The 23,583-nt window shown below is 57.1% G+C and carries 18 protein-coding genes; 3 read left to right on the forward strand and 15 right to left on the reverse strand.

The genetic code is table 11. The features are described 5' to 3' along the window. Window positions 1-173 precede the first annotated feature (173 nt). Window positions 174-1,340, forward strand: coding sequence for a CynX/NimT family MFS transporter (locus FRY98_RS13850; protein WP_420819703.1), 1,167 nt, complete (start codon window positions 174-176; stop codon window positions 1,338-1,340). Between the two features lie 95 nt (window positions 1,341-1,435). Here the strand turns inward: FRY98_RS13850 and FRY98_RS13855 are convergent, their stop codons facing one another. The 11 genes from FRY98_RS13855 to argC all read right to left on the reverse strand — a co-directional run bounded on the left by FRY98_RS13855 (window position 1,436) and on the right by argC (window position 15,151). Further along, the gene (locus FRY98_RS13855; protein ID WP_148452843.1) at window positions 1,436-2,128 is read right to left on the reverse strand and encodes a DUF342 domain-containing protein; all 693 of its coding nucleotides are present in this window, start codon (window positions 2,126-2,128) and stop codon (window positions 1,436-1,438) included. 33 nt (window positions 2,129-2,161) lie between these two features. Continuing rightward, the gene (locus FRY98_RS13860; protein WP_148452845.1) at window positions 2,162-2,887 is read right to left on the reverse strand and encodes a hypothetical protein; all 726 of its coding nucleotides are present in this window, start codon (window positions 2,885-2,887) and stop codon (window positions 2,162-2,164) included. Next, on the reverse strand, window positions 2,884-3,528 hold the full coding sequence (locus FRY98_RS13865; protein ID WP_148452847.1) for a YhbD family protein: 645 nt from the start codon (window positions 3,526-3,528) through the stop codon (window positions 2,884-2,886). The genes FRY98_RS13860 and FRY98_RS13865 overlap by 4 nt, the downstream gene beginning before the upstream one ends. A 589-nt stretch (window positions 3,529-4,117) precedes the next feature. Continuing rightward, on the reverse strand, window positions 4,118-6,118 hold the full coding sequence (locus FRY98_RS13870; RefSeq protein ID WP_148452849.1) for a methyl-accepting chemotaxis protein: 2,001 nt from the start codon (window positions 6,116-6,118) through the stop codon (window positions 4,118-4,120). 306 nt (window positions 6,119-6,424) lie between these two features. Continuing rightward, window positions 6,425-7,840, reverse strand: a complete 1,416-nt coding sequence (gene argH / locus FRY98_RS13875) for an argininosuccinate lyase (protein WP_148452851.1) — start codon at window positions 7,838-7,840, stop codon at window positions 6,425-6,427. Window positions 7,841-8,195: 355 nt separating this feature from the next. Continuing rightward, window positions 8,196-9,431, reverse strand: coding sequence for an argininosuccinate synthase (locus FRY98_RS13880; protein WP_148452853.1), 1,236 nt, complete (start codon window positions 9,429-9,431; stop codon window positions 8,196-8,198). Between the two features lie 18 nt (window positions 9,432-9,449). Next, window positions 9,450-10,403 carry an ornithine carbamoyltransferase gene (gene argF / locus FRY98_RS13885; protein WP_148452855.1) on the reverse strand — a complete coding sequence of 318 codons (954 nt, stop codon included), beginning with the start codon at window positions 10,401-10,403 and terminating at the stop codon, window positions 9,450-9,452. Next, entirely contained in the window at window positions 10,400-11,602 is a 1,203-nt protein-coding gene (locus FRY98_RS13890) for an acetylornithine transaminase (RefSeq protein WP_148452857.1), read from the reverse strand. The genes argF and FRY98_RS13890 overlap by 4 nt, the downstream gene beginning before the upstream one ends. A gap of 32 nt (window positions 11,603-11,634) precedes the next feature. Next, entirely contained in the window at window positions 11,635-12,408 is a 774-nt protein-coding gene (gene argB, locus FRY98_RS13895) for an acetylglutamate kinase (RefSeq protein ID WP_225039365.1), read from the reverse strand. Between the two features lie 399 nt (window positions 12,409-12,807). Next, window positions 12,808-14,043: a bifunctional glutamate N-acetyltransferase/amino-acid acetyltransferase ArgJ gene (gene argJ / locus FRY98_RS13900; protein WP_148452859.1), complete on the reverse strand. Its 1,236-nt coding sequence runs from the start codon at window positions 14,041-14,043 to the stop codon at window positions 12,808-12,810. A 61-nt stretch (window positions 14,044-14,104) separates the two neighbouring features. Then, complete coding sequence (gene argC, locus FRY98_RS13905) at window positions 14,105-15,151, reverse strand: N-acetyl-gamma-glutamyl-phosphate reductase (protein ID WP_148452861.1); 1,047 nt, start codon at window positions 15,149-15,151, stop codon at window positions 14,105-14,107. Between the two features lie 285 nt (window positions 15,152-15,436). On the opposite strand from argC, the gene FRY98_RS13910 reads away from it, so the two are divergent. Then, window positions 15,437-16,387: a hypothetical protein gene (locus FRY98_RS13910; protein ID WP_148452863.1), complete on the forward strand. Its 951-nt coding sequence runs from the start codon at window positions 15,437-15,439 to the stop codon at window positions 16,385-16,387. A 24-nt stretch (window positions 16,388-16,411) separates the two neighbouring features. Further along, on the forward strand, window positions 16,412-17,902 hold the full coding sequence (locus FRY98_RS13915; protein ID WP_148452865.1) for a zinc ribbon domain-containing protein: 1,491 nt from the start codon (window positions 16,412-16,414) through the stop codon (window positions 17,900-17,902). A 217-nt stretch (window positions 17,903-18,119) separates the two neighbouring features. Here FRY98_RS13915 and FRY98_RS13920 read toward each other — a convergent pair whose 3' ends face one another. From FRY98_RS13920 to secA, 4 genes are all read right to left on the reverse strand, one after another. Further along, window positions 18,120-18,524: a hypothetical protein gene (locus FRY98_RS13920; RefSeq protein WP_148452867.1), complete on the reverse strand. Its 405-nt coding sequence runs from the start codon at window positions 18,522-18,524 to the stop codon at window positions 18,120-18,122. A gap of 157 nt (window positions 18,525-18,681) precedes the next feature. Beyond that, window positions 18,682-19,575 (reverse strand): YitT family protein, encoded by an 894-nt coding sequence (locus FRY98_RS13925; protein ID WP_211373303.1) that lies wholly within the window; start codon window positions 19,573-19,575, stop codon window positions 18,682-18,684. A 147-nt stretch (window positions 19,576-19,722) separates the two neighbouring features. Continuing rightward, window positions 19,723-20,836 (reverse strand): peptide chain release factor 2 gene (gene prfB / locus FRY98_RS13930; RefSeq protein ID WP_148452869.1). Its coding sequence is split into 2 segments (ribosomal slippage): window positions 19,723-20,763 and window positions 20,765-20,836, totalling 1,113 coding nucleotides; the frame shifts between segments, so codons are not numbered across the junction. A 109-nt stretch (window positions 20,837-20,945) separates the two neighbouring features. Beyond that, window positions 20,946-23,453 (reverse strand): preprotein translocase subunit SecA, encoded by a 2,508-nt coding sequence (secA, locus tag FRY98_RS13935; protein WP_148452871.1) that lies wholly within the window; start codon window positions 23,451-23,453, stop codon window positions 20,946-20,948. Window positions 23,454-23,583 lie beyond the last annotated feature (130 nt).

Consider the following 23,583-nt stretch of genomic DNA (forward strand, 5'->3'; position numbering starts at 1 on the left):
ATATCGCGGCTGCCTCAGCTTCTCCTACGACGATCGATTCGATTGCCGAGTCGACACCGGATACAGCGGCTGGGTCAGCAATCGGGTCAGCGGCCGGGGCAGCGGCCCAGTCGGCGCCCGCCCCGGCGCCCAAACCCGCGGCGGGCGGCCGCTCGCGCGGCACCGGAACGGCGCTGGCGGTCGCGGCCATCCTGCTTACGGCGGCGACGCTGCGCTCGCCGATCACGGGCGTGGGGCCGCTGATCGGCGAGATCCAGAGCAGCACCGGCCTGTCGCACACCCTGTCGGGTATGCTGACCACGCTGCCGCTGCTCGCCTTCGCCGTATTCGCCCTGGCCGCGCCGCGACTGGCGGCGCGCTGGGGAAGCGAGCCGACGCTGCTCTTTTGCATGATCATCATGACGGGAGGGATCCTGCTTCGTTCCCTGCCGTCGGTTCCCGCCCTGTTCGGCGGTACCGCGCTGGTCGGCAGCGCGATTGCCGTCGCCAACGTGCTGATCCCCGGCGTGATCAAGCGGGATTTCCCGCTGCGGATCGGTCTGATGACGTCGCTGTACACGTCTTTCATGAACATGTGGTCCGCCATTTCCTCGGGCGTCAGCATGCCGCTGGCCCGGACCTTTTTGGGATGGCGCGGGGCGCTCGGCTTCTGGATTTTGCTCTCGGCGGCAACCGCCCTCGTCTGGATCCCGCTCGTACGCCGCTACGCCGCCAACCGGAAGAGTGCAGGCGCAGGGGCCGGGGCTGGCTACAGGAAATCCGGAGCGGTCTGGCGCTCCCCGGTCGCTTGGCAGGTGACCTTGTTCATGGGCCTGCAATCGGTCATGTTCTATATCGGCATCTCCTGGCTGCCGGAAATTTTGCATGAACGGGGGATGAGCATGGACCAAGCCGGGTGGATGCTGTCCATCATGCAGTTGCTCAGCATGGTCGGCTCTTTTACCATGCCGTTGATCGCGGCGCGGACCCAAAGCCAAAAATGGCTGGCCGCCGCTTCCTCCGCCCTGTTCCTCGCCGGTTTCGCCGGCGTATGGCTCGGTCCCGCGTCATGGGCCATGCTGTTCATCATGCTGATCGGCCTCGGCTGCGGCACGACCTTCAGCCTGGTCATCATGTTCTTCGGGCTCCGTGCCCGCTCCGCCGATCAGGCCGCCGAACTGTCCGGGATGGCCCAGTCGATCGGCTATCTGCTTGCCGCGGTCGGGCCGACGCTGTTCGGCTTTCTCCACGACCAAAGCGGCGGGTGGACGGTCCCGCTCGCGACGATTACCTCGCTATCCCTGCTTACCATCGTGATGGGTTATGCGGCCGGACGAAAGGGTCATGTCGATCCCGCCTAATTTGTAACGCAAGGGCATCATCACAGCCAAAAAAACGCCGCAATCCTCGCGTCTTTCGCAATAAGACGGGGATTCCGGCGTTTTTTTCAAGAAAATTAGGTTTCGCTGTGCCACACACTCCGCACCACTTCGGAACGGGAATCCTGATGGAACCCGGTGCGGTATTCCACGAGTTCAATCCTGCAGTTCGGACCGATCGTGACCTGCCCGCCCCGGACCGTTTGGGCTATCGTGTTTTCCAAGTAGACGTGATCTCCCTCAATGACGTTCGCCACGAGCTCCGGGGATTCCCTGTAAGGCAGCCAGAGCACCCATTTATGCGTAGCATGAAGCTTGACCTCTACCCTGCCTCCGACGATCTCGCCGATGGCGCTTCTGCCCAGCAAACGGATATCGACATGCTCGGCATTCAACATCCCCTCGCTTTGGAGCGATCCCTTCAAATGAAACTGTTCTCCCTGGATCCCGGCCTTTACCGTGCATCCCCCAAAAATATGGATCTCTTCTCCGGTAAGTGCGCCTTTTATATCCAAGTCCCCGGTTACGCGGATACGGGCGGACTCCAACGAGCCTTTTACCGCGAGGTTGCCCGTCGTCTTCAGTTCCCCGCTTTGCAAGCTTCCGTCCACATCGGCGTTCCCGGTACATTTAAAGGAACGGCAATCCACATCCCCGCCAATCTCCACGTCCCCGGTGATGCTTACGTTTCGGAATGCGCCTCCGTTCGCCGTGCTGTTGCCGACCAGCTTCATATCCGCCTGCTGCGGTTCACGGGTGGATTCATACATCTTCCCATCCTCCTTTGATGAATAAACCGATGATTAAAGCTGCACCGCTTTTCCTACCGAAGCCTTGGGATCCGCCTCATAAGCGTGCCTGTATTCGACGACGCCGATTTCGCAGCCCGGACCGATCCGCACCCGGTTGCCGCGCACCACATCCGCCTTCGTATCTTCAAGCACGATATCGTCGCCTTCGATCACGTCCGCCGTCAGACGTATGGCCAGGGAAGACGTGAACAGCCCGAGCAGTTTGCGGGACCCCTTCTTCGCCGCTACCCGTATCCGTTCCCCGCCGATCTCCCGGGCCTGGCAAGCTGCCGCCATTTTAAGTTCCAGCGTTCCCGCGTTCAGCATCCCGCCGACTTGAAAGCCGCCGTACACCTGCACGGTCTCAAATTCAACATTCCCGGACGACTTCAGACTGCCGTCGATCTCGAGAGTGTCCCCGGCAGCGCCGCCTCCGATCCGCAGCATTCCGTTAATATCCATCCGCTCCGAGCGAACGTCTCCATCCACCTTAAGCATACCGTCCACCCGCAAACGCCCGCTTCCCACCTTGCCGCCGACCGAGCTGTTGCCGTTGATCCGGATCTCGCCGCCCTGAATCGAATGCTTCGTCTTTAAGCTGCCGTTCACCGTCAGCAAGTCGCAAACCGTATCCCCGTTTAAAGTTCCGATGCCGTCGATGCTGACTTTTCCGTAGGTTCCGCCGGCGGCCTGCCCCAGGCCATTGATCTTCAAATCCCTAACGAGTTGTTCGCTCACGAACCTTCACTCCCGCTCATTCTTAATTTCAATTCTTCAGTGCACGCCGGCATGGACAGTCTTGCTACCGTTTTAACCTCGCTGTCCAGATAAACTTCGCCATCGCCCGGCACCAGCAGAAAAGCCGCCACCCCCATCTTCCGGGTCAGCCGGATCCCGCATTCCCTGCCGGTTTTTTCGGGAAAATAGGCCTCCAGCGTTCGGATCAGGAGCCGGCCTTCATCCAAAGAAATGTCCCCGCTGCGCAATAGCTTATCGAGCACATAAATTATTAGTATTTTTTCAAAGCCGAGAATAGGCTGTTGTACCGAATCCATGGTCTCCAGATATAAATTTATCGAGACGGATGACACAATGTTTCGTTCCAATATTTCTCCAACACTCATGCTGCTTTCCCCGGGACTGGGTGAAAACATATCCGCCAACGCATCCAACGACAGATCGTCCTTCATATTCAGAATCCGGTCGATGCGCTGCAGGATCTTTTCCCGTGGAAAAAACGTCTCTTGTCCCGTAAAGGAAGATTTACGGATAAACCACTGTTCGGGGATGAGGTTTTTCCGCTTCCAGCGGTACAGCTGACCGTAAGAGATTCCAGTGACGTCAAGCAGTTCCTTTTTTGAGATCAGTTCCTCCGTCATCACCAAACTCCTTTCTCGTTTTTAATGTAACATAACATTGTTACGTTGTAAATGAGCAGACCTCGTCATTTTCTGACGGAGTGCGATTACTACTAGGTGCCCCTTCAGACAACCTTGATAACATAGAATTCCTGCATATCTGCATGCTTTTTTCCTGTTTGGACTCAAAATTTCAAAATCCCTGCAAATCTGCAGGAATTTTCGACGAAACCGGCTCGTTTCTCTAAAATCGCTGGAAATTCCTGCAGATTTGCATCTTTTTCTACAATCACCTCCGGGATCGGCCTAAATACCTGCAGATTTGCATCTTTTTGGAGTTGGGAGTTTGGAAGCACTCAAAGCGCCTCTTTGTATGTCACATATCACTTCGATTAGCCATTAAGCCACCTTTTCCTTTCGTTATACATAGCAGCTTGAACACTCCTATGATAACGAGCCCATCAGTGTTTTTGCTATAAGCATCACTACAACCCGCAGGTGGTTTCTTGTTTTGTACGCTTCGCGAGCTGAACTAGCTAAAGCCACTAAAAAAAGCGCGCCGGCCGGATCCCACGCGGGGTTCCGGGTAGCACGCTTTTCATCCTAATATCTATTCCAGCTTAAAATGATCGATTTTGGAGTGCATGTCCGCCGCCATCCGGGCCAAGCCGTCCGATGCCGAGGAGATCTCCTCCATCGATGCCAACTGCTCCTGCGTCGCCGCCGTTACGCTCTGGAAGGATTCCAGACTTCTCGAAGAGGTGTCGGCCATTTGGGTCACCGACGCGGCGATTTCATCGGCGCTGGCCGACATTTGCTCCGTGATCGCGGAGACCTCGTGGATCTGTTCGGCGATTTGCTTCGTCGAAGCTTCGATTTGCAGGAACGCGGTCCGCGCCTCCTCCGTGACGGAAATACCGCGCTCGACGCTTTCGTTCACCTCACGGTTCATCACTTCGTAGGCTTTGGCCGTCAAGCCCGTCATCTGCCCGATGCTGTCTTGAATCTGCTCGGCCGTTACCCGGGACTGTTCCGCCAGTTTGCGCACTTCGCCCGCCACGACCGCAAAACCACGGCCGTCCTCGCCCGCCCGGGCCGCTTCAATCGCGGCGTTCAGGGCCAGCAGGTTCGTCTGGTTGGCGATCTCGGAAATGGCGCTGCTCATGCCGGCCACTTGAGCGCTCAACTCATTCATCTGATGCATTAACTCCGACGACACCCGCGTGGAGCGCCGGATTTCTTCCATCTGCTCGCTTACATGGCTCACTTTCTCGCTGCCGAATCTTACGTCCTCCTCGGTGTGGCGCGAGGATTCCACGATGTTGCCCGACGCCTCCGCGATTTTGCGGATGCCCATCGACATCTCCTCCATCGTCTTCGCGCTTTCCACGGACATGGCCGCCTGTCTCTCGGCGTCCTCGGACGTCTCCTGCACCAGGTTGACCACATGCTCGACCGCTTTGGAGTTCTGTTCTGTCCCGGCCGTCAACTCCTCGCTTGAAGCGGCTACCTGGCTGGACAGCTCCGAAATTCCCAGGACCATGGTGCGGATCGAGCCGACCATCTCGTTGTAGTTCCCCGCCAACTGCCCGATTTCGTCGCGGCGTTTGGTGATGACCTTTTCATTCAGATAACCTTCGCCCACCCGTTTCGCCGAAAGATTCAGCGCTTCGATCGGACGGGTGATGCTGCGGATCACGAAGAACAGAACCACGCCGGCCACCAGCAGGGATACGGCCAAGACGATCAGCGAAGTCCAGAAAATCGGCATCGACGCTTCGGTAAACTCGTTGGTCTCCAGCACCCCGACGATCTTGAATCGGGTCAACTCGTTCGTCGTATAGTAACTGCTTTGCGGTTCTCCCGTCACCGGACTGGTATACCGCATAAAGCCGGACTTCCCGGCCAGAATTTTGGCCACCTGGTCCCCGGTGGCAGGTTCTCCGCTCTTTACGGTCGGATCGGCCACGATTTTGCCCGCCGCGTCCATGATGTAGACATAACCTTTGTTGCCTAACCGCAAGCTGGCCACCTTTTTGTTCAGCTCCGCCATGTTCAGGGACAACGTGATCGCCCCCTGACCATCCGGCAGAGCCCGGCTGATGAACAGATTGTAGTTGCCGGTCGTCGCCGACGTGAACGGATCGAGAATCACCGTCTCATTCGGCGCGGCGAGCGCCTTCTTGAACCAGTCCCGCTCCCGCGGATCATATTCCTGCGCGCCGGGATCCGGCGCTTTCATCCAGGCTCCCGTCTGCGTCCCTACGGTTAGCAGCTCAAGCTCGGGATGCTTCTCCATAAAAAGCTCGATATGCTTGCGCAGCTCCGGGGATTTATCGTTGATCTGCTGCGAGGTTATTTCCATCACAAGCTGCTCGACGTTCCGAACCTCCGCCTCCACGATTTGGCCTAGCAGATCGTTCATCAAGTTAACGCTCGATTGGGTGCTTTGGTCCATCTTGGAACGCAATTGTCCGCTAGCGCTGGTCAAGCTGGAAACAGCGATCACCAGGTTCGGGATGATCAGCGTTATCGCAAACAACAGCAGCATTCGGTTTCGCAGCGTGCGCACTTCAAGAAGGCTCCTCATACGCTTAAATAGGGTCTTCATATTTTTCCTCCCTCAATAAAGTAGCTTTGTTTTTATGTATCTTCCGGATGAATTGCAGGCCGTTAAGTCGGTGTAAGTCTACGGATGTAAAAAAATCCATCATGATACCGCGGCGGTCGGCCTTAGCTTACTCACCTGACATTGACAGTGAGCGATATAACATTTATTTCGACAAAAAGTGACTATCTTTTTATATATTTTTGAAAATAAAAATGAAAATTTTATTTTTACTTTCATCATGAAACTAAAAAAACAGCCTCCGTCAGCAGCAAGGCTGCAAAACGAAGGCTGTCTCCCGCCTCACGGTTATTTGCTTTTCTCCATATAGGACCGGACCCATTCGCCCGTATCCGCCAGCTTCGTTTCGGCCCGGGCAATCGCGGCCGCCACTTGGCCGGAGGCCGTTCCGCCGTATACGTTGCGCGCGTTGACGACCGTTTCGGGCTTAAGCACTTCGTAAATCGTTTCGTCGAACAACGGCGAAAACTGTTTAAACTCTTCCAGCGACAGATCCAGCAAAAACTTTTCGTTCTGTATGCAATACAGCACCGTTTTGCCGATCACCTCATGCGCCTGCCGGAACGGCAGACCTTTGCCCGCCAGAAAATCGGCGATGTCCGTCGCATTGGAGAAGTCCTTGTTCACCGCTTCGCGCATCCGGTCTCCGTTCACCTTCATGGTAGCGATCATCGGGGCGAACAGCCGCAGCGCTCCCTGCAAGGTAGCCACCGTATCGAACATGCCTTCCTTGTCTTCCTGCATATCCTTGTTGTAGGCCAGCGGCAGCGACTTCAACACGGTGAGCAGACCCATCAGGTTGCCGTAAACCCTGCCCGCTTTGCCGCGCACGAGTTCCGGTACGTCCGGATTCTTCTTCTGCGGCATAATGGAACTGCCCGTGCAGAAGGCGTCATCGAGTTCGACGAACCGGAATTCGGTGCTGCTCCACAGGACCAGCTCCTCGCTGAGCCGCGACAGATGCATCATCAAGATGGAGGCGTCGGCCAAAAACTCGAGGATAAAGTCCCGGTCGCTGACCGCGTCCAAACTGTTTTCGTAGACCGCGTCAAAATTCAGCTGCTCCGCCACGAAATGACGGTCGATCGGAAACGTCGTTCCCGCCAGCGCTCCGGCCCCCAAAGGCAGCACGTTTATGCGCTTGTAGCTGTCCTGCAGCCGCTCGATATCCCGCTGGAACATGGACACGTAAGCCATCAAATGATGGGCGAACAAGATCGGCTGCGCCCGCTGCAGGTGCGTATACCCAGGGACGATCGTATCCTGGTTCGCCTTGGCCTGTCCGATTAACGCCTCCTGAAGATCATGGAGCAGTCCCACGAATTCGACGACCCGTTTGCGCAAGTACAGGTGCATATCCGTGGCCACCTGGTCGTTACGGCTTCGGCCGGTATGCAGCTTGCCTCCGACCGAGCCGACCTCGTCGATCAACTGCTTCTCGATGTTCATATGAATGTCTTCGTCCGAAACGGAATACTCCAGCTCGCCTCGACGGATTTTGTTCAGGACGGCATGGAGGCCATCCTTGATTTTGTCCACATCGTCCGCCGGAAGGATGCCGCATTTGCCCAGCATCGTCACGTGCGCGAGACTTCCTTGCACGTCCTCCTCCGCCAGCGCCTTGTCAAATCCGATCGAAGCGGTATATTCCTCCACCAGACGGTTCGTTTGCTTCGTAAAACGTCCACCCCACAGCTTGCTCACCTGATCCACTCCTTAGTTCTAAACGCTCTGAAAAACGTCCCTATGAAAAAACTTGGTTTATCGCATTGATAAACGTTCACGTTCCATAAATGCTCTATAAACGCTCCATCGCTGTTTGAGCACATAAGCACATATAGGTTGAACTCCAATTAAAGGGAATTCTTCCCGTTAATTCGGTGCCTATGCGGCTGCAAAAGCAAATTAACGGGAAAACCTCCCGCTAATTCGCCTGGAATTATATATATCGGCCATTGGACCGCAAAATAGATGGATCTTTTCCCGCTAAATCCGATCGACGGGCCAAGACCCGTACATTAACGGGAGGTTTTCCCGTTACTTACCATAGACCATCCATCTATTGCTTGTTCTGCTCGACGCCCGACCCCACTTTTAAACGCAGCGCGTTCAGCCGGATAAATCCGGTCGCGTCGCCCTGATCGTAAGCTTGCGTCGGATCGGCTTCCATCGTCGCGATGTCCGGATTGTACAAGCTGACCGGACTCTTCACGCCGGCCGCGATGATATTGCCCTTGTACAGCTTGACGCGTACGGTGCCCGTCACGTTCTTCTGGCTTTCGGTAACCAGTGCCTGGAGGGCAAGCCGTTCCGGGGCGAACCAGAACCCGTTGTATACGAGCGTACTGTAACGGGTAATCAAACTGTCGCGCAGGTTCATCACCTCGCGGTCCATCGTCAGCGACTCCATTTTGCGGTGGGCCGTGAACAGAATCGTGCCGCCCGGCGTCTCGTATACGCCCCGGCTCTTCATGCCGACGAAGCGGTTCTCCACCATATCGACGCGTCCGATCCCGTGCTTGCCGCCCAGTTCATTCAACTTCTCCATGACGCGGAGCGGATCCAGCCGCTCGCCGTTCAGCGCGACGCAGTTGCCCTGCTCGAATTCCAGCTCCAGGTATTCCGGCTGGTCCGGCGCATCCTCCGGGGAGGCGCTGAGCAGGAACATTTCCTTGTTCTCCGGCGCCGACGGGTCAAACCAAGGATCCTCCAATACGCCGCTTTCGTAACTGATATGCAGCAGGTTGCGGTCCATCGAGTACGGCTTGGCGGCCGAGGCGGTCACCGGGATGCCGTTCGCTTCGGCGTAGGCGATCATTTCCGCGCGGCCCGGGAAACGGTCGCGGAACTCGCTGAGCCGCCAGGGAGCGATTACGGCGATTTCCGGCGCCAGCGCCGCCGCCGCGAGCTCGAAGCGCACCTGATCGTTACCCTTGCCCGTAGCGCCGTGAGCGATCGCCGCCGCGCCTTCGGCCCGCGCGATCTCCACCATCCGCTTCGCGATCAGCGGACGGGCGATGCTCGTGCCGAGCAGATACTGCCCCTCGTAGAGCGCCCCGGCCTGGAACATCGGGTAGATGAAGTCCTTGGCGAACTCCTCGCGAAGGTCATCGATGTACACTTTGGAAGCTCCGGTGGCCAGCGCTTTTTCCTCCAACCCGTCCAGCTCTTCCTTCTGTCCGATATCCGCCGTAAAGGCGATGATTTCCGCGTCGTATGTCTCTTTTAACCATTTCAAAATAACCGACGTATCCAGGCCGCCCGAATACGCCAATACGATTTTTTCTTTTGCCATGATCGTTAGTATCCTCCCTTATCCCATTAAAGCCGCCATCAGCGCTTTTTGCGCATGCAGCCTGTTCTCCGCTTGGTCAAAAATAATCGAATGCTCGCCGTCGATGACGCCCTCGCTGACTTCCTCGCCGCGATGCGCCGGCAGACAGTGCATAAACAAATAATCCGGCTTCGCGTACGCGGCGAGTTCCTCATCCACCTGGTAGGACGCGAACGCCGCTTCCCGGGCTTTCTGCTCCTCTTCAAATCCCATGCTGGCCCAGACATCGGTGTAAATCACATCGGCGTCCTTCACCGCCTCCCGGGGATCGCGCAGCACCTCGATAACCGCGCCCGTCGCTTGGGCGATATCCCGCGCGGACGCCACCACTTGCGGATCCGGCTCATACCCTTCCGGGCCCGCCACCGATACGTGCACGCCGAGCTTGGCTCCGCCGATCATGAGCGAGTGCGCCATATTGTTGCCGTCGCCGATATAAGCCAGCTTAAGCCCCTTCAGCGTGCCCTTATGCTCATAGATCGTCTGGTAGTCCGCCAGCACCTGGCACGGATGAGCCAGATCGCTCAGCCCGTTAATCACGGGAACCGTGGAATAACGCGCCAAATCCACCACTTTATCATGGCCGAAGGTACGGATCATAATCCCGTCCAGGTAGCGGGACATGACGCCCGCCGTATCGGCGATCGTCTCGCCGCGGCCCAACTGGATATCGTTCTTGCTCAAAAAGAGCGCATGGCCGCCAAGCTGGTACATTCCGACTTCGAAAGACACGCGGGTACGGGTCGACGATTTTTCAAAGATCAGCCCGATCGTTTTCCCCTTGAGCGGCTGGTAAGCCTCACCGCGCTTCTGCTTGGCTTTGATTTCGATCGCCAGATCGATCAAGTATTGAATCTCCTCGGTGGAGTAATCATCCAGCTCCAAAAAGTCGCGTCCGGTAAGATTGAATTTTTTCTGTTCCGTCAGGCTCATAACTTCATTTCCTCCTTTACGGCATCCTTGGCGGCATGGTCGGCGATGAGGCCCGTCAGCGTTTCGACCGCCTGGTCGATCTCCTCGCGGGTCACGAGCAAATTCGGCAAAAGCCGGATAACGTTCGGACCGGCGGTCACGAACAGCAGCTTGTTTTGCTGCCCCGCGGTCACAATCTCTCCGACCGGTCCGGCACACTCGATGCCGATGATCAGGCCGAGGCCGCGAATGTCCCGCACGAACGGTTGGTCCGCCAAGGCCACGCGCAGTTGCTCCATCAAATAGGCGCTCGCCTCCGCCGCCCGTTCCGGCACGCGCTCCTCACGCATCGTCTCGATCGTGGCGATCACCGCCGCCGCGGAAACCGGGTTGCCGCCGAAGGTCGAGGCATGCGTCCCCGGCGTGAACGCTTCGCGCAGGAAGTCCTTCGCCAGCATCGCGCCGGCCGGCAGTCCGCTGGCAATCCCCTTGGCCGTGGTGAAAATATCCGGCTCGACGTCGTACTGCTGATGCGCAAACCAGGTGCCGGTCCGGCCCATACCGGTCTGCACCTCGTCAAGGATCAGCAGCAGCCCCTCCTGTTTGCAGAGCGCCGCAAGCTCCTGAACAAACCCGCGCTCCACCGGGTACACGCCGCCCTCGGCCTGCACCAGTTCCAGCATGACGGCCGCCGTCTTCGGCCCGATCGCCGAACGGAGCGCGTCCAAATCATGCAGAGGCACCGTTTTGAAGCCTTCCGGCAGCGGAAGGAACCCGTCCTTCACTTTCTGCTGGCCGGTGGCGGTCAGCGTGGCCAGGGTCCGGCCGTGGAAGGACTGCTCGAACGTAATGATTTCATAGCGGTCCGCGCCCTTCACCTTCTGATGGTAGCGGCGGGCCAGCTTGATGGCCGCTTCGTTCGCTTCCGCGCCGCTGTTGCAGAAAAAGACCGCATCCGCGCAGCTGACTTCCGTCAGCAGCCGCGCCGCTTTTTCCTGCTGGGGAATGTGAAACAGGTTCGAAATATGCCACAGCTCGTCGAGCTGGGCTTTCACCTTCTCTTTGACTTTCTCCGGGGCGTGCCCCAGATTGGTGACGGCCAGGCCGCTCATGAAGTCCAGGTACCGGTTGCCTTGATCGTCCCAGACCCAGCTTCCGTGCCCTTTGACCAGATTCAGCGGATAGCGGGCATAGGTCGTAAACAGCACGCTTTGCGTCATTTTCCCATCTCCTCTACATTAAACGATTTCTTTTACTGCATGCGCAATATCTTCGTGCCGATCGCCTCTCCGGCCAACACCTTGCCCAGCACGCCGGGGACGCTGCCGTCGACAATGACCACCTCGTTCACTTTGCCGCTGATGCAGGCCACGGCCGCCCGAACTTTCGGAATCATGCCGCCGTAAATTTCTCCGGTAAGAATCATATCTTCAATCTGCTGCACGGTCACTGTCGGCAGGACTCTTTTTTCCCCGTTCACCGTCTTCATAATACCCGGCACATCCGTCACCACGATCATCCGCTGCACGCCGAGCACCGATGCGACGGCGCCCGCCGCCGTATCCGCGTTGATGTTGTAGCGCTGTCCTTCGCGGTCCATGCCCACCGGAGCGATAACCGGAATATAACCCAGCTTCTGCACCCCTTCAATCAGCTCGGCATTGACGCCGGTAACGTCGCCGACCCGTCCGACTTCCGCGGCGTTCACGACCGGCTTCGCCTGAATCAGGCCGCCGTCCACGCCGGACAACCCGACCGCCTTTCCGCCCGCCTGCCCGATCCGGCGGACGATCTTTTTGTTGATGCTGCCCGCAAGCACCATCTCCACCACATCGAGCACCTCTTCGGAGGTATAGCGAAGTCCGTTCACAAAGCGCGATTCAATCCCCAGTTTGCCCAGGTTCTCGGAGATCGCCGGCCCGCCGCCATGGACGATCACGGGCTGAATCCCGTCCTCCTGAAGTCCGGCCAAGTCCTTGTAAAACGAATCCGGCAACTCCTCCAGCGTGCTGCCCCCGCATTTCATGACAAACGTCCGCTTCACGGCAATCCCCGGCGCTCCGGCGGATAATTGGCCGCCTTCCAGTACGATTCTCACTCCCGTTCTCCCCTCTCTGCGTTCACTGAACCGCTCACTGAACCGCTCAGCAACATCGAATTCCTGCATATCTGCAGGTTTTTCCCTGTAAGAAGCCATAAATCTCAAAATTCCTGCAATGGTGCAGGAGCTTACATCGAAATCGGCGCGATTATCAAAAAGCGTCCGAAATACCTGCGGATTTGCAGCTTTTTTCGCATACCCCTCATGGATCGGCCAGAATTCCTGCAGATTAGCATCTTTTCATGCTACGACCTCTCTGATGGGCACCCGTTGGGCACCAGATGGCACCAAACCAACCTGCCATTTCATTTATCTTTCGTCGGCTTATGTCCGATAAGCCGCATTGATTCGCACATAGTCGTAAGTCAAATCGCAGCCCCAAGCCGTCGCGCGGCCGCCGCCCCCGTGCAGGTCGACATGGATCGCAACCGTGTCGCCCTGGAGGTAAGCCAGCGCCTCTTCCTCGTCGAAAGGAATCGGGCGCGAGCCGGCCAAAACGACGATGTCGCCCAGCCGGATATCCACGGTATCCGGATTCACCGGCTCCCCGGCGCGGCCGACCGCCGCGATGATGCGGCCCCAGTTGGCGTCGGCCCCGAAAACGGCCGACTTCACCAGGCTGGAGCCGACGATCGTCTTGGCGATGGCGCGCGCGGAAGCATCGGTGACGGCGCCTTCCACCGTCACTTCGACCAGGCGCGTGGCGCCTTCGCCGTCGCGGGCGATCGCCTGTGCCAGCGTCTGGCACACGTGGCGGAACCCGGCCGCAAAGGCCTCCCAGTCGGGATGGCCCGGCGCCAGCTCCCGGTTGCCCGCGAGCCCGCTGGCCATCGCGACCAGCATGTCGTTCGTGCTCGTATCCCCGTCGACCGTGATCATGTTGAACGTCACGTCGGTGGTGGTGCCGAGCAGGCTTTGCAGCGCCTGCGGCTCGACGGCGGCATCGGTCGTCACGAAGGCGAGCATCGTCGCCATGTTCGGATGAATCATGCCCGAGCCCTTCGCCGCCCCGGCGATCCGCACCTCGCGGCCGTCCACCGCCAGGCTCACGCACACCTCCTTCTTCACGAGGTCGGTGGTGAGAATCGCCTGGCAGAACTGCTCGGCGCCGTCGTCGCCGCCGGACAGCACGCCCGGCAAGCCGGCGATGCCGCCTTCGACGCGGTCCATCGGCAGCAGTTCGCCGATGACGCCCGTGGAGGCGACGGCGACTTCGTGCTCGGCGAGCCCGAAGGCCGCGGCCGCCGCGGCGCGCATGGCGTAGGCATCGGCCTCGCCCTGCTGCCCGGTGCAGGCGTTGGCGTTGCCGCTGTTGACGACGACGGCTTTCAGCCGCCGCCCGCCGGACGCGAGACTCTCGCGCGTCACTTTCAGCGGGGCGGCCTGGAACACGTTCGTCGTATAGACGGCCGCCGCCACCGCGGGCACCTCGCACACAATCGCGCCGAGATCGTTGCGCGTCGTTTTCTTAAGACCGCAATGCAGGCCGCCGGCCCGAAACCCTTTCGGCGAAGTAACGGAACCCTCCGGCGCCACGCTAAACAAACTAACTACTCCCATGACGTTCTCCTTTCGTATTGCCACCTCAATCTTTTTTATATGAAACGTTTTATAGAGCGATTTACGGATACACCGGACTGAGCTGAAGGCCCAATGTCTCGTCCCAGCCCATCATCAGGTTCAGATTTTGGATCGCCTGCCCGGCGGCTCCTTTGACGACATTATCGATGACCGAGATGATCGTCAAACGCCCGGTGCGCGGGTCGGCGGCGAAGCCGATATCGCAATAGTTGGAACCGAACACCTCTTTGGTCGCCGGCCACTTCCCGGATTCCCTGATGCGGACGAACGGCTTTCCTTCGTAATATTGACGATATAGTTCGACGAGATTTTCCTCGGTATAAGTTCCTTTTAAACCGGCGTATATCGTACTCATGATGCCCCGGGTCATCGGTGTCAGATGGGTGGTGAACGTCACGGTCACCGCTTCTCCCGCCACCTCCGACAGGCATTGTTCAATCTCCGGAATATGCTGATGCTTGTTGACTTTATACACTTTCAGATTCTCGTTGATTTCCGCGTAATGCGTTATCAGGCTGGTGCCCCGCCCCGCGCCGGAAACGCCCGACTTGGCGTCGATAATGATCGAGCCGGGATCGATCCAGCCCTCGCGCAGAACCGGTATCAAGCCCAACAGCGTGGCTGTGGGATAACAGCCGGGATTGGAGATCAACTCCGCCCCTTTGACCTGGGCCCCATTGACTTCGGACAGGCCGTAGACCGCTTTTTCCAGCAGCCCCGCTTCGGGGGCCTCATGTTTATACCATGTCTCGTATACCGCACCATCCTTGATCCGGAAGTCGCCCGACAGATCGATTACCCTAAGCCCGGCGGCCAACAGCTGCGGAACCAGTTTCCCGCTTACGCCGGAAGGAGTGGCGGTGAACACCACGTCGGCTTTTTCGGCGATTTCGCGCGGATCGACACCGTCCAAAGGCCGGGTAACGAGGTTGGACAGATGCGGAAACCCTTCCGTGATCGGCGCTCCCGCGCTTGATGCGGAGATGACCGAAGCGATTTCCACCCGCGGATGTCCCAATAAAAAACGAATCAGTTCCACACCGCCATACCCCGTGGAACCGACAATGGCAACTTTAATTTTCTCCATGCTCACCTTCCGCCTCTCTTTCTCCTCCCAAGGACGCTTGGAATATCGGAATCGGAATGTATCCCTTTATTCGTAAGTACGTATTATTATACATTCATATTTATATATATACAACGATAAATTTTCATGACATGTCAGCCTTTTTCATGACACTTCCATTTTTTGGTTTGTATTCTTTGCGCCTTGCCACTATCCTGAATTAAGTGCCTGTTATACCTTGAGGAGGTAGAAATACATATGATTTGTATGCAATGTGGTCAAATTTATGAAAAGGGAAAATTTTGCGTGAAATGCGGAAGTCCCCTGGCGAAGGAACCGGGGCCGTCCGCGGAACCTCAGTCGGCGGCCGCCTCGGAGACCGGGGGTGCCGTCACCTTTACGTTCCCGTCCGCTTCTTCTGCCGCATCCGGCTTGGACAACCCTGACCGGGAACCGGAGACAGCCGCTCCAAACGCTCCAAAGGAATCGGCTACTCAACCTTCCCCCGCTTTCGGCGCGAATCCGGCACCGAACGTGAACCCGACAACTCACGGGGAGCCGGCTCCCGGAGGACATCGGGCCGCCCCGTCCGATTCTTCGGACATTCCCGCGCTGCCGTCGATGGCCAAGGGCTGGGAACAGGTGAAAAAGAGCCAGGTCGTCCAACAGGGAACGGTGATCAGCAAACAGTATTTCGCCTATTATTTGAAGGCGTTGAAGAATCCGTTCGACACGGCCGTTAAACTGGACAAGTCCCATTTTACCAACGGGATGCTGACGATCGTCCTTACCTCGCTGCTGCTTCCGCTCGTGTTCTATTTTACGAGCCTGCAGAACGCTTATTTTCATCTCCCGTTTTTCCGCGGCGTGATCAAACCGTTTCTGCTAATTCTGATCGCCCTGCTTCTGACCAGCGGGATCGTGTTTGGACTCATCCGACTGGCGCGTGTCGCCAGCGACTATATGTCCGTCACCACCAAGCTCGGGACCCTGCTCGTTCCGGCGACCGCTTCCCTGGTGCTGTGTATTGTCAGCGTGATTCTGGAACTCAATCCAAACGTGCCGCTGTTCTTTTTTCTGGTCGCCCTGACGTTCATCTTCACGGCGATTACGGCGGCCCTTCTGGGCAGCCGCAAAGCATCGGCCGGCGGTTTGGATCCGCTGTACGGCGCCGTCGTCGCCTGCATCGCGTTCGGCTATATCCTCTTCAAGTTTGCCGACTTCGGGAGTAACGCGTTTATGGGCGGCATCCTATAACGGAATTTCGGAGGGAATTCGTTTATGGTGAACTACTGTAGTGAATGCGGCGTAAAGCTTGAAGCGGAGTCGCGATTTTGTCATGAATGCGGTACTTTGGTGGAAGACCCTGACCTGGCGGAGGCGGTTCCCGCCGCCGAACCCGCCGGAACGGAAGCTGTGAACCTCCAGAACCAAGCGGCGCCCTCGGGCATCTCTTGGTTGAGGCAGCACAAGTGGGCAGCTTATGGCTTCCTGGCACTCCTGCTTGTGCTCGGCGGTTTGTATTCCGCGGGCGCCTATTTTACCGATGGCAACCGGATCGTGTCCCGGTTCGAACAAGTCGTCAAAAAGGGCGACGCCGCTGCGCTCGCCTCCCTGCTTCAGCCGGGGGACAAAGCGTTGATCGTCAACAAAGATACCGCCCTGCCGCTTCTGAATTACCTCAATAAAGACGAGTTTGCCCGCGCCTTCCTGGTGGAAGAACTGCGGGATCAAGTGGCGAGGGCCAAAAAGGCTAACAAGGCTGACAAGTCTGACAAGGGCAAGGAGGAGTTTACCGCCTCTGAGGGACTTGGCAACAGCATCATTCAAGTGAAGAAGTCGGGGAAAGCGCTGTGGCTGTTCGATCATTATTCCCTAGTCGTGACGCCTATTTATCCCTATGTCGACACGACCTACGAGGGAACCGAAATTTCGGTCGACGGCAAGGCAATCGCAACTTCCGACGACGAGTATTTCGGCGAGGAACTCGGCCCCCTTATGCCGGGCACCCATGACATGACGGCCAAATACGTTGGCAAGTATGCGACGCTCGAAACGAAGGAGACCGTTACCTTCGGCGATGCGCTCAAATATTATGAGGTCGACCTGGACCTGGAAGGCAGCTATATTAACGTGGCGTCCGATGAACGGGATGTCGCTATTTTCATCGATGGCAAGGATACCGGATTGACCACCGGCAGTTTCGAAGATATCGGCCCGCTCCTGCTGGACGGAAGCAGCGAGGTGTATGGACAGAAAGAGTATCCTTGGGGCGTCGTACAAAGTGAAAAGCTCCCCATCAAGAACACTTACATCCGGGTAGAGCTCGAACCGGAAAACGAGGCGTTCCGGACCACCGTTCAGACCGCCGCAAAGACGTTTTTTCAAGAGATGATCACGGCCCTAAATACACAGGACACCTCCAAGGCGGCTCATATGTCGGAACCGGTCAAACAGTCTATTGACACGTTGATCCAGGAACTGAAAGCACAAAAAGCCGTTTACAACGGAAAAGTGAATAAGATCGCGTTTGATATGGACAGCATCAAGCTGTCGGACTGGGGCGGGGAGTATAAAGCTACGGTTAACATGATGGTCGATTTAACCGAATCCGTCCACCTTTCGGTCGACCCTTCGTCCAAAACGACCGAAGATACCAGCATCAAACAGACGCTGGAGCTGACCTATTTGGAGCAGAGACAGTGGATCGTAACGGACTTCTATGACGCCTATTCCTTTAACGGGGCGAATACGGAGGAAATCTTGCTGTAATTAGAAAAAAGGTGCGGGTTTGAAAGGAAAATTCCTTTTAACCCGCACTAGGTTGCATCAAACCCGGCGCCGCATCCCCACGCCACTCCGCCTTTTTGAGGCGGTTGCGGCATTTGATTCGGGGACGCTGTTTCGGCCCAAACCGAAAGCGCGCGTCCATATCGCAAACCAAAATTCCTGCAAATCTGCAGGAATTTTTCGTCGTTTGGAGCCCGAATTATAAAATTCCTGCAAAAGTGCAGGGATTTTCGTCAGAAAAGTGCCCATATCGCGAATCTTCCAAAAATTCCTGCACTATCGCATCTTTTTGCTTGAAGACCGGCAAAAGCCCCGTGAAATTCCTGCACTTCTGCATCTTTTTGTTAGTTTCGACGCTCTGGCAGTTGCGCATCCACCGGTTGCAGCGGCAGTCAGTCCGAGCAGCGCCTGCCACAGTCCGGCTTGCGGCCGCTACGCCTTCTGCCGGTATCTGCAGCAGTTCTAGCAGCTTCTCTGGCGGCCGGCATCCACCAATTGCAACGGCAGTCAGTCTGAGCAGCGCCTGCCACAGTCCGGCCCTGGCAGCTGCGCCTTCTGCCAGTATCTGCGGCTGTCCGAGCGGCATCTCTGACAGCTGCAGCATCTGCTGGCCACGGCTTCTGCCCCCCAGCTTCTGCCGGCTTCTGCGGCAGTCTGGTGGCTGCGCCTTCTACGGCACTCCGCCGCTGCGGCTGCCCTGCAGCCTTGGCTCGCAGCTTTAGCCGCCAAGCCGCCGGCCAAGGCCCCTGCCTCACAGCTCTCTACCCCTGCTCCGTGCGCTTGAATCCCTCGCCCAACACTTCGTGGGCGTTGGTAATAATAACAAACGCCGTTGGCTCCAGCTTTTGGACGAGCGTTTTGAGCCGCGTCACCTCGCTCTGGCCGACGACGACCATCAGCACGGTCCGGTCATCCCCCGTGTAACCGCCGCGGGCGCTCAGCTTCGTCAGCCCCCGGTCCAGCTCCGACAGGACCGCCTCGGAGATGGCTTCGGTATTTTCCGCGATAATATAAGCCACTTTGGTGTAATTGAAGCCCAATTCGATGGAATCGATAATCTTGCCGGTGATGTAAAGACCGATCAAGGCGTACAGCGCCTTTTCCGGAGAAAGGATAAAACCGGCCAGCGCAATCACCGTTCCGTCCATCAGGACGACGCAGACCGACAGGCTGAGGCCGCTGTATTTTTGAATGATTTGGGCCAGGGTGGACAGCCCGCCTGTCGAACCGCGGCCGCGGAACACGATGCCGAGTCCCAGACCGACGCCGATTCCGCCGTAGAGGGAAGCCAGCAGCGGGTCGGTGGTCGGAACGGGGAAATCGCGCGTAATAAACACAAACAGCGGCAGGACCACCGTTCCGAGCAGGGAGCGGATCGCATAGTCGCGCCCCAGCAGCAGGAAACCCGCGATAAACAGCGGGATGTTCAAAGCCCACTGCGTATAAGCCGGCTCGATGCCGAACAGCGACTGGGCGATGACCGACAAACCGGACACTCCGCCCGAAGCGATATGGTTCGGTACGAGAAACAGGTTAAAGGCCAGTGCGGTAATGAACGAACCGATAATAATCATCAATGTATCGATCGTATGCCTTACCGGACCGGTGACGGGAATATATTCATTGAATCTGCGTTTGCGGGTTTTTGGCGGCACCCCTGCCCCTCCTCACTTATCCAAAAAAATTCCTACACCCCCGGCAATCCGCCCTGCCGCCGCGAGCAGCGGGCTCCCGCTTCTCTTCCGGCACATAGGCTTTGCCTTGGTGTAGGAAATCGATTTATCTCTCGGTAAACCTCCGGCTTAGTTCGCCTCGGTTTTGATCTGGCTCCGCAGGTATCCGTCGATGAACGCATCCAAATCGCCGTCCATCACGGCCCCGACATTCCCGGTCTCCACGGAAGTACGATGGTCCTTGACCATGCTGTACGGGTGGAATACATAAGAGCGGATCTGGCTGCCCCACGCGATATCGGATTGCTCGCCGCGGATTTCGTCCAGCTCCTTCTGTTGTTCTTCCAGTTTCCGTTCGTACAGCTTGGAGCGGAGCATCGTCATCGCGCGCTCCCTGTTCTTGATCTGCGAGCGTTCATTCTGGCACGTCACAACCACCCCGGTTGGCAAGTGCGTGATCCGCACGGCCGAGTCGGTCGTATTGATGTGCTGACCGCCGGCGCCGCTGGCCCGGTACGTATCGATTTTCAGATCCTCCGTGCGGATCTCGATTTCGATGTCGTCCGTAATTTCCGGCACGACGTCGCAGGAGACGAACGAGGTATGTCTGCGGCCGGAGGAGTCGAACGGCGAGATGCGGACGAGCCGATGGACGCCTTTTTCCGCCTTCAGGTAGCCGTAAGCGTTATACCCCTTGATCAGCAGGGTTACGCTCTTGATTCCGGCTTCGTCGCCGGGCAGGTAATCCAGCGTCTCCACTTTGAAGCCGCGTTTTTCCGCCCACCGCGTATACATCCGCAGCAGCATTTGGCCCCAATCCTGGGATTCGGTACCTCCGGCGCCCGGGTGAAGCTCCAAGATGGCGTTCATTTTGTCGTACGGCTGGCTGAGCAGCAACTGAAGCTCGAAATCCTCCAGCTTCTTCAATAGCGACGCCACCGAGGCGGCGATTTCTTCCGCCAGCGACTCGTCGCCTTCCTCCTCGGCCAACTCCGCCATCATTTCGGCATCGTCATACTCCTGCTGAAGAGCGGTATACTGGTCGACGGAAGACTTGACGGCGTTCAGTTCCGCAATGACGCTCTGCGCCTTGTCGTTGTCGTCCCAGAAATCGGGGGCGGCCATCTTTTCCTCAAAGTTCGCGATCATTTCCTGTTTGAGGTCTAAGTCAAAGAGACCCCCTAAGATTGGATAATTTCTTGGTTATTTCACGCATGTCCTGTTTCACGTTAGGATCGATCATGCTGGAACTCCACCTTTCGTCATCACATAATATGCAAGCAGAAACGGGGATGCCATCCGACGGACGGCCCCCCGCTTTATCCTTAAACTACCCGAGCCCGTTCTGCTCCTTAAGCGTTCTGTCCGTGGCAGTGTTTGTACTTCTTGCCGCTGCCGCATGGGCAAAGATCGTTGCGTCCGATTTGATCTCCGCGCTGTACCGGACGTTTCTCGGCCGGCTCGCCGCTGGTAGAGATTTTGTCTTCGTCCACGACCGCCTGACGCTCCTGATTGCTCTCCACTTGCGCCTTCATAATGTACGTGGCCACTTCCTCCTGGATGCTGGCAACCATCTGGTTGAACATCTCGTAGCCTTCGAACTGGTATTCGCGAAGCGGATCCGTACCGCCGTAGGCGCGAAGATGAATCCCTTGACGCAGCTGATCCATGGCGTCGATATGGTCCATCCATTTGCTGTCGACGGAACGAAGGGCGATAACCTTCTCGAACTCACGGACCATTTCCGATCCCAGCGCTTCTTCGCGGGCATCGTATTTCTGCATGACGCGTTCAAAAATGAACTCGATCATCTCGTCCGGCTCTTTACCCCACAAATCGTCTTTCGTCAGTGCGCCTTCTTCCAGCAGCTTGCTGTTCACATAATCCGCAACCTCTTGCAGTTCCCAGTTTTCCGGAATTTCATCCGCCGTGTGCGCTTGAACGACGCGTTCAATGACCGGCTTGATCATATCGATGATCAGCGGCTTGATGTTCTCGGATTCCAGCAGCTCGCGGCGCTGTTTGTAAATGATCTCCCGCTGTTGGTTCATGACGTCGTCGTACTGCAATACGACTTTACGTACATCGAAGTTGTTGCCTTCCACCCGTTTTTGGGCGGATTCGATCGCGCGCGTAATCATTTTGCTCTCGATCGGCTGATCTTCTTCGAAGCCTAGGCGGTCCATCATGTTCAGCACGTTGTCCGCCCCGAACCGCTTCATCAGCTCGTCGCCCAGGGACAGGTAGAACTGGGTCGACCCCGGGTCACCCTGACGTCCCGCCCGGCCGCGCAGCTGGTTATCGATCCGGCGGGATTCATGCCGCTCGGTCCCGATGATGTGCAGTCCGCCCAGCTCGGCCACGCCTTCGCCCAGCAGGATGTCCGTACCGCGGCCCGCCATGTTGGTGGCGATGGTCACGGCTCCCGCCTCACCGGCGCGGGAAATGATTTCGGCTTCCTCGGCATGGTACTTCGCGTTCAGGACTTTATGCTTGACGCCTTTGCGCTTCAGCATTTCCGCAATCCGCTCGGAGTTCTCGATCGAAACCGTACCGACGAGCACCGGCTGGTTGTTCTTATGCCGGTTGACGATTTCGTCGACCACCGCTTTGAACTTGCCGTCCACGCTCTTGTATACCACGTCCGGCATATCCTGACGACGGTTCGGCCGGTTTGTCGGCACCTGCAGAACTTCCAGGCCGTAGATTTTCTTGAACTCTTCTTCCTCCGTTTTCGCCGTACCGGTCATCCCGGCCAGCTTGCGGTACATCCGGAAGTAGTTCTGGAACGTGATCGTGGCCAGTGTCATGCTCTCGTTCTGAACCTCGATGCCTTCCTTCGCTTCGATCGCCTGATGCAGACCGTCGCTGTAACGGCGGCCCTGCATGATGCGCCCCGTAAATTCGTCGACGATCAGGACTTCGTCTTCGGTGACCACGTAGTCCACGTCGCGGCGCATGATCACGTTCGCTTTAAGCGCCTGCACCACGTGATGGTTCAGCGTGATATGGTTAGGATCGTACAGGTTGTCGATGCCGAACGCCTTCTCGGCTTTGGCCACCCCTTTTTCGGTCAGGGCTACGGCCTTCACCTTGATATCCACGGTATAGTCTTCTTCCGGCTCCAGCCGTTTCACAAAACGGTCCGCCGCATAGTAGAGCTCGGTCGATTTCTGAGCTTGTCCCGAAATGATCAGCGGCGTCCGGGCTTCATCGATAAGAATGGAATCGACTTCGTCAATGATACAGAAATAGAGCGGGCGTTGTACCATCTGTTCCTTGTACAGCACCATATTGTCGCGAAGGTAGTCAAACCCGAATTCGTTATTCGTGCCGTAAGTGATATCGCAAGCGTAAGCTTCCTGTTTCTCGTGATGTTCCATCCCGTTCAGGTTAACCCCGACGGTCATGCCGAGGAAGTTATAAATTTGCCCCATTTGCTGGCTGTCCCGCTGCGCCAAATAATCGTTGACGGTTACGACATGAACGCCTTGACCCAAGAGCGCATTCAAATAAACCGGCAGGGTCCCGACCAGGGTTTTACCTTCACCGGTTTTCATTTCGGCGATTCTTCCTTCGTGCAAGGCCATCCCGCCGACCATTTGCACATCAAAGTGGCGCATGCCCAGCGTTCTCTTCGAAGCTTCTCTCACTGTGGCAAAAGCTTCCGGCAGGAGCTCATCCAGCGTTTCGCCCTTCTCGATCCGTTCCCGGAACTCGGTCGTCTTCGCTTTCAGTTGCTCATCCGAAAGAGCTTCAAATTGCGGTTCCAATGTATTGATATAATCTACCGTTTTCATAAGACGTTTGACATCACGTTCGTTCGTGTCGCCAAATATCTTTTTCATAATTCCCAGCATGGTTTACCCCTTTCACGCAAAAACAGATGATTTGCCTAAATTGTAACAGTTTGTAGAGCGTGCCGCAACAAGCGGCGTCATGGCATAAATGCCGCCAAACCCTCTTCTATACGAATAAAGAGCCCTATCC

Source organism: Paenibacillus faecis (assembly GCF_008084145.1).
GTDB classification, from domain to species: Bacteria; Bacillota; Bacilli; order Paenibacillales; family Paenibacillaceae; genus Fontibacillus; species Fontibacillus faecis.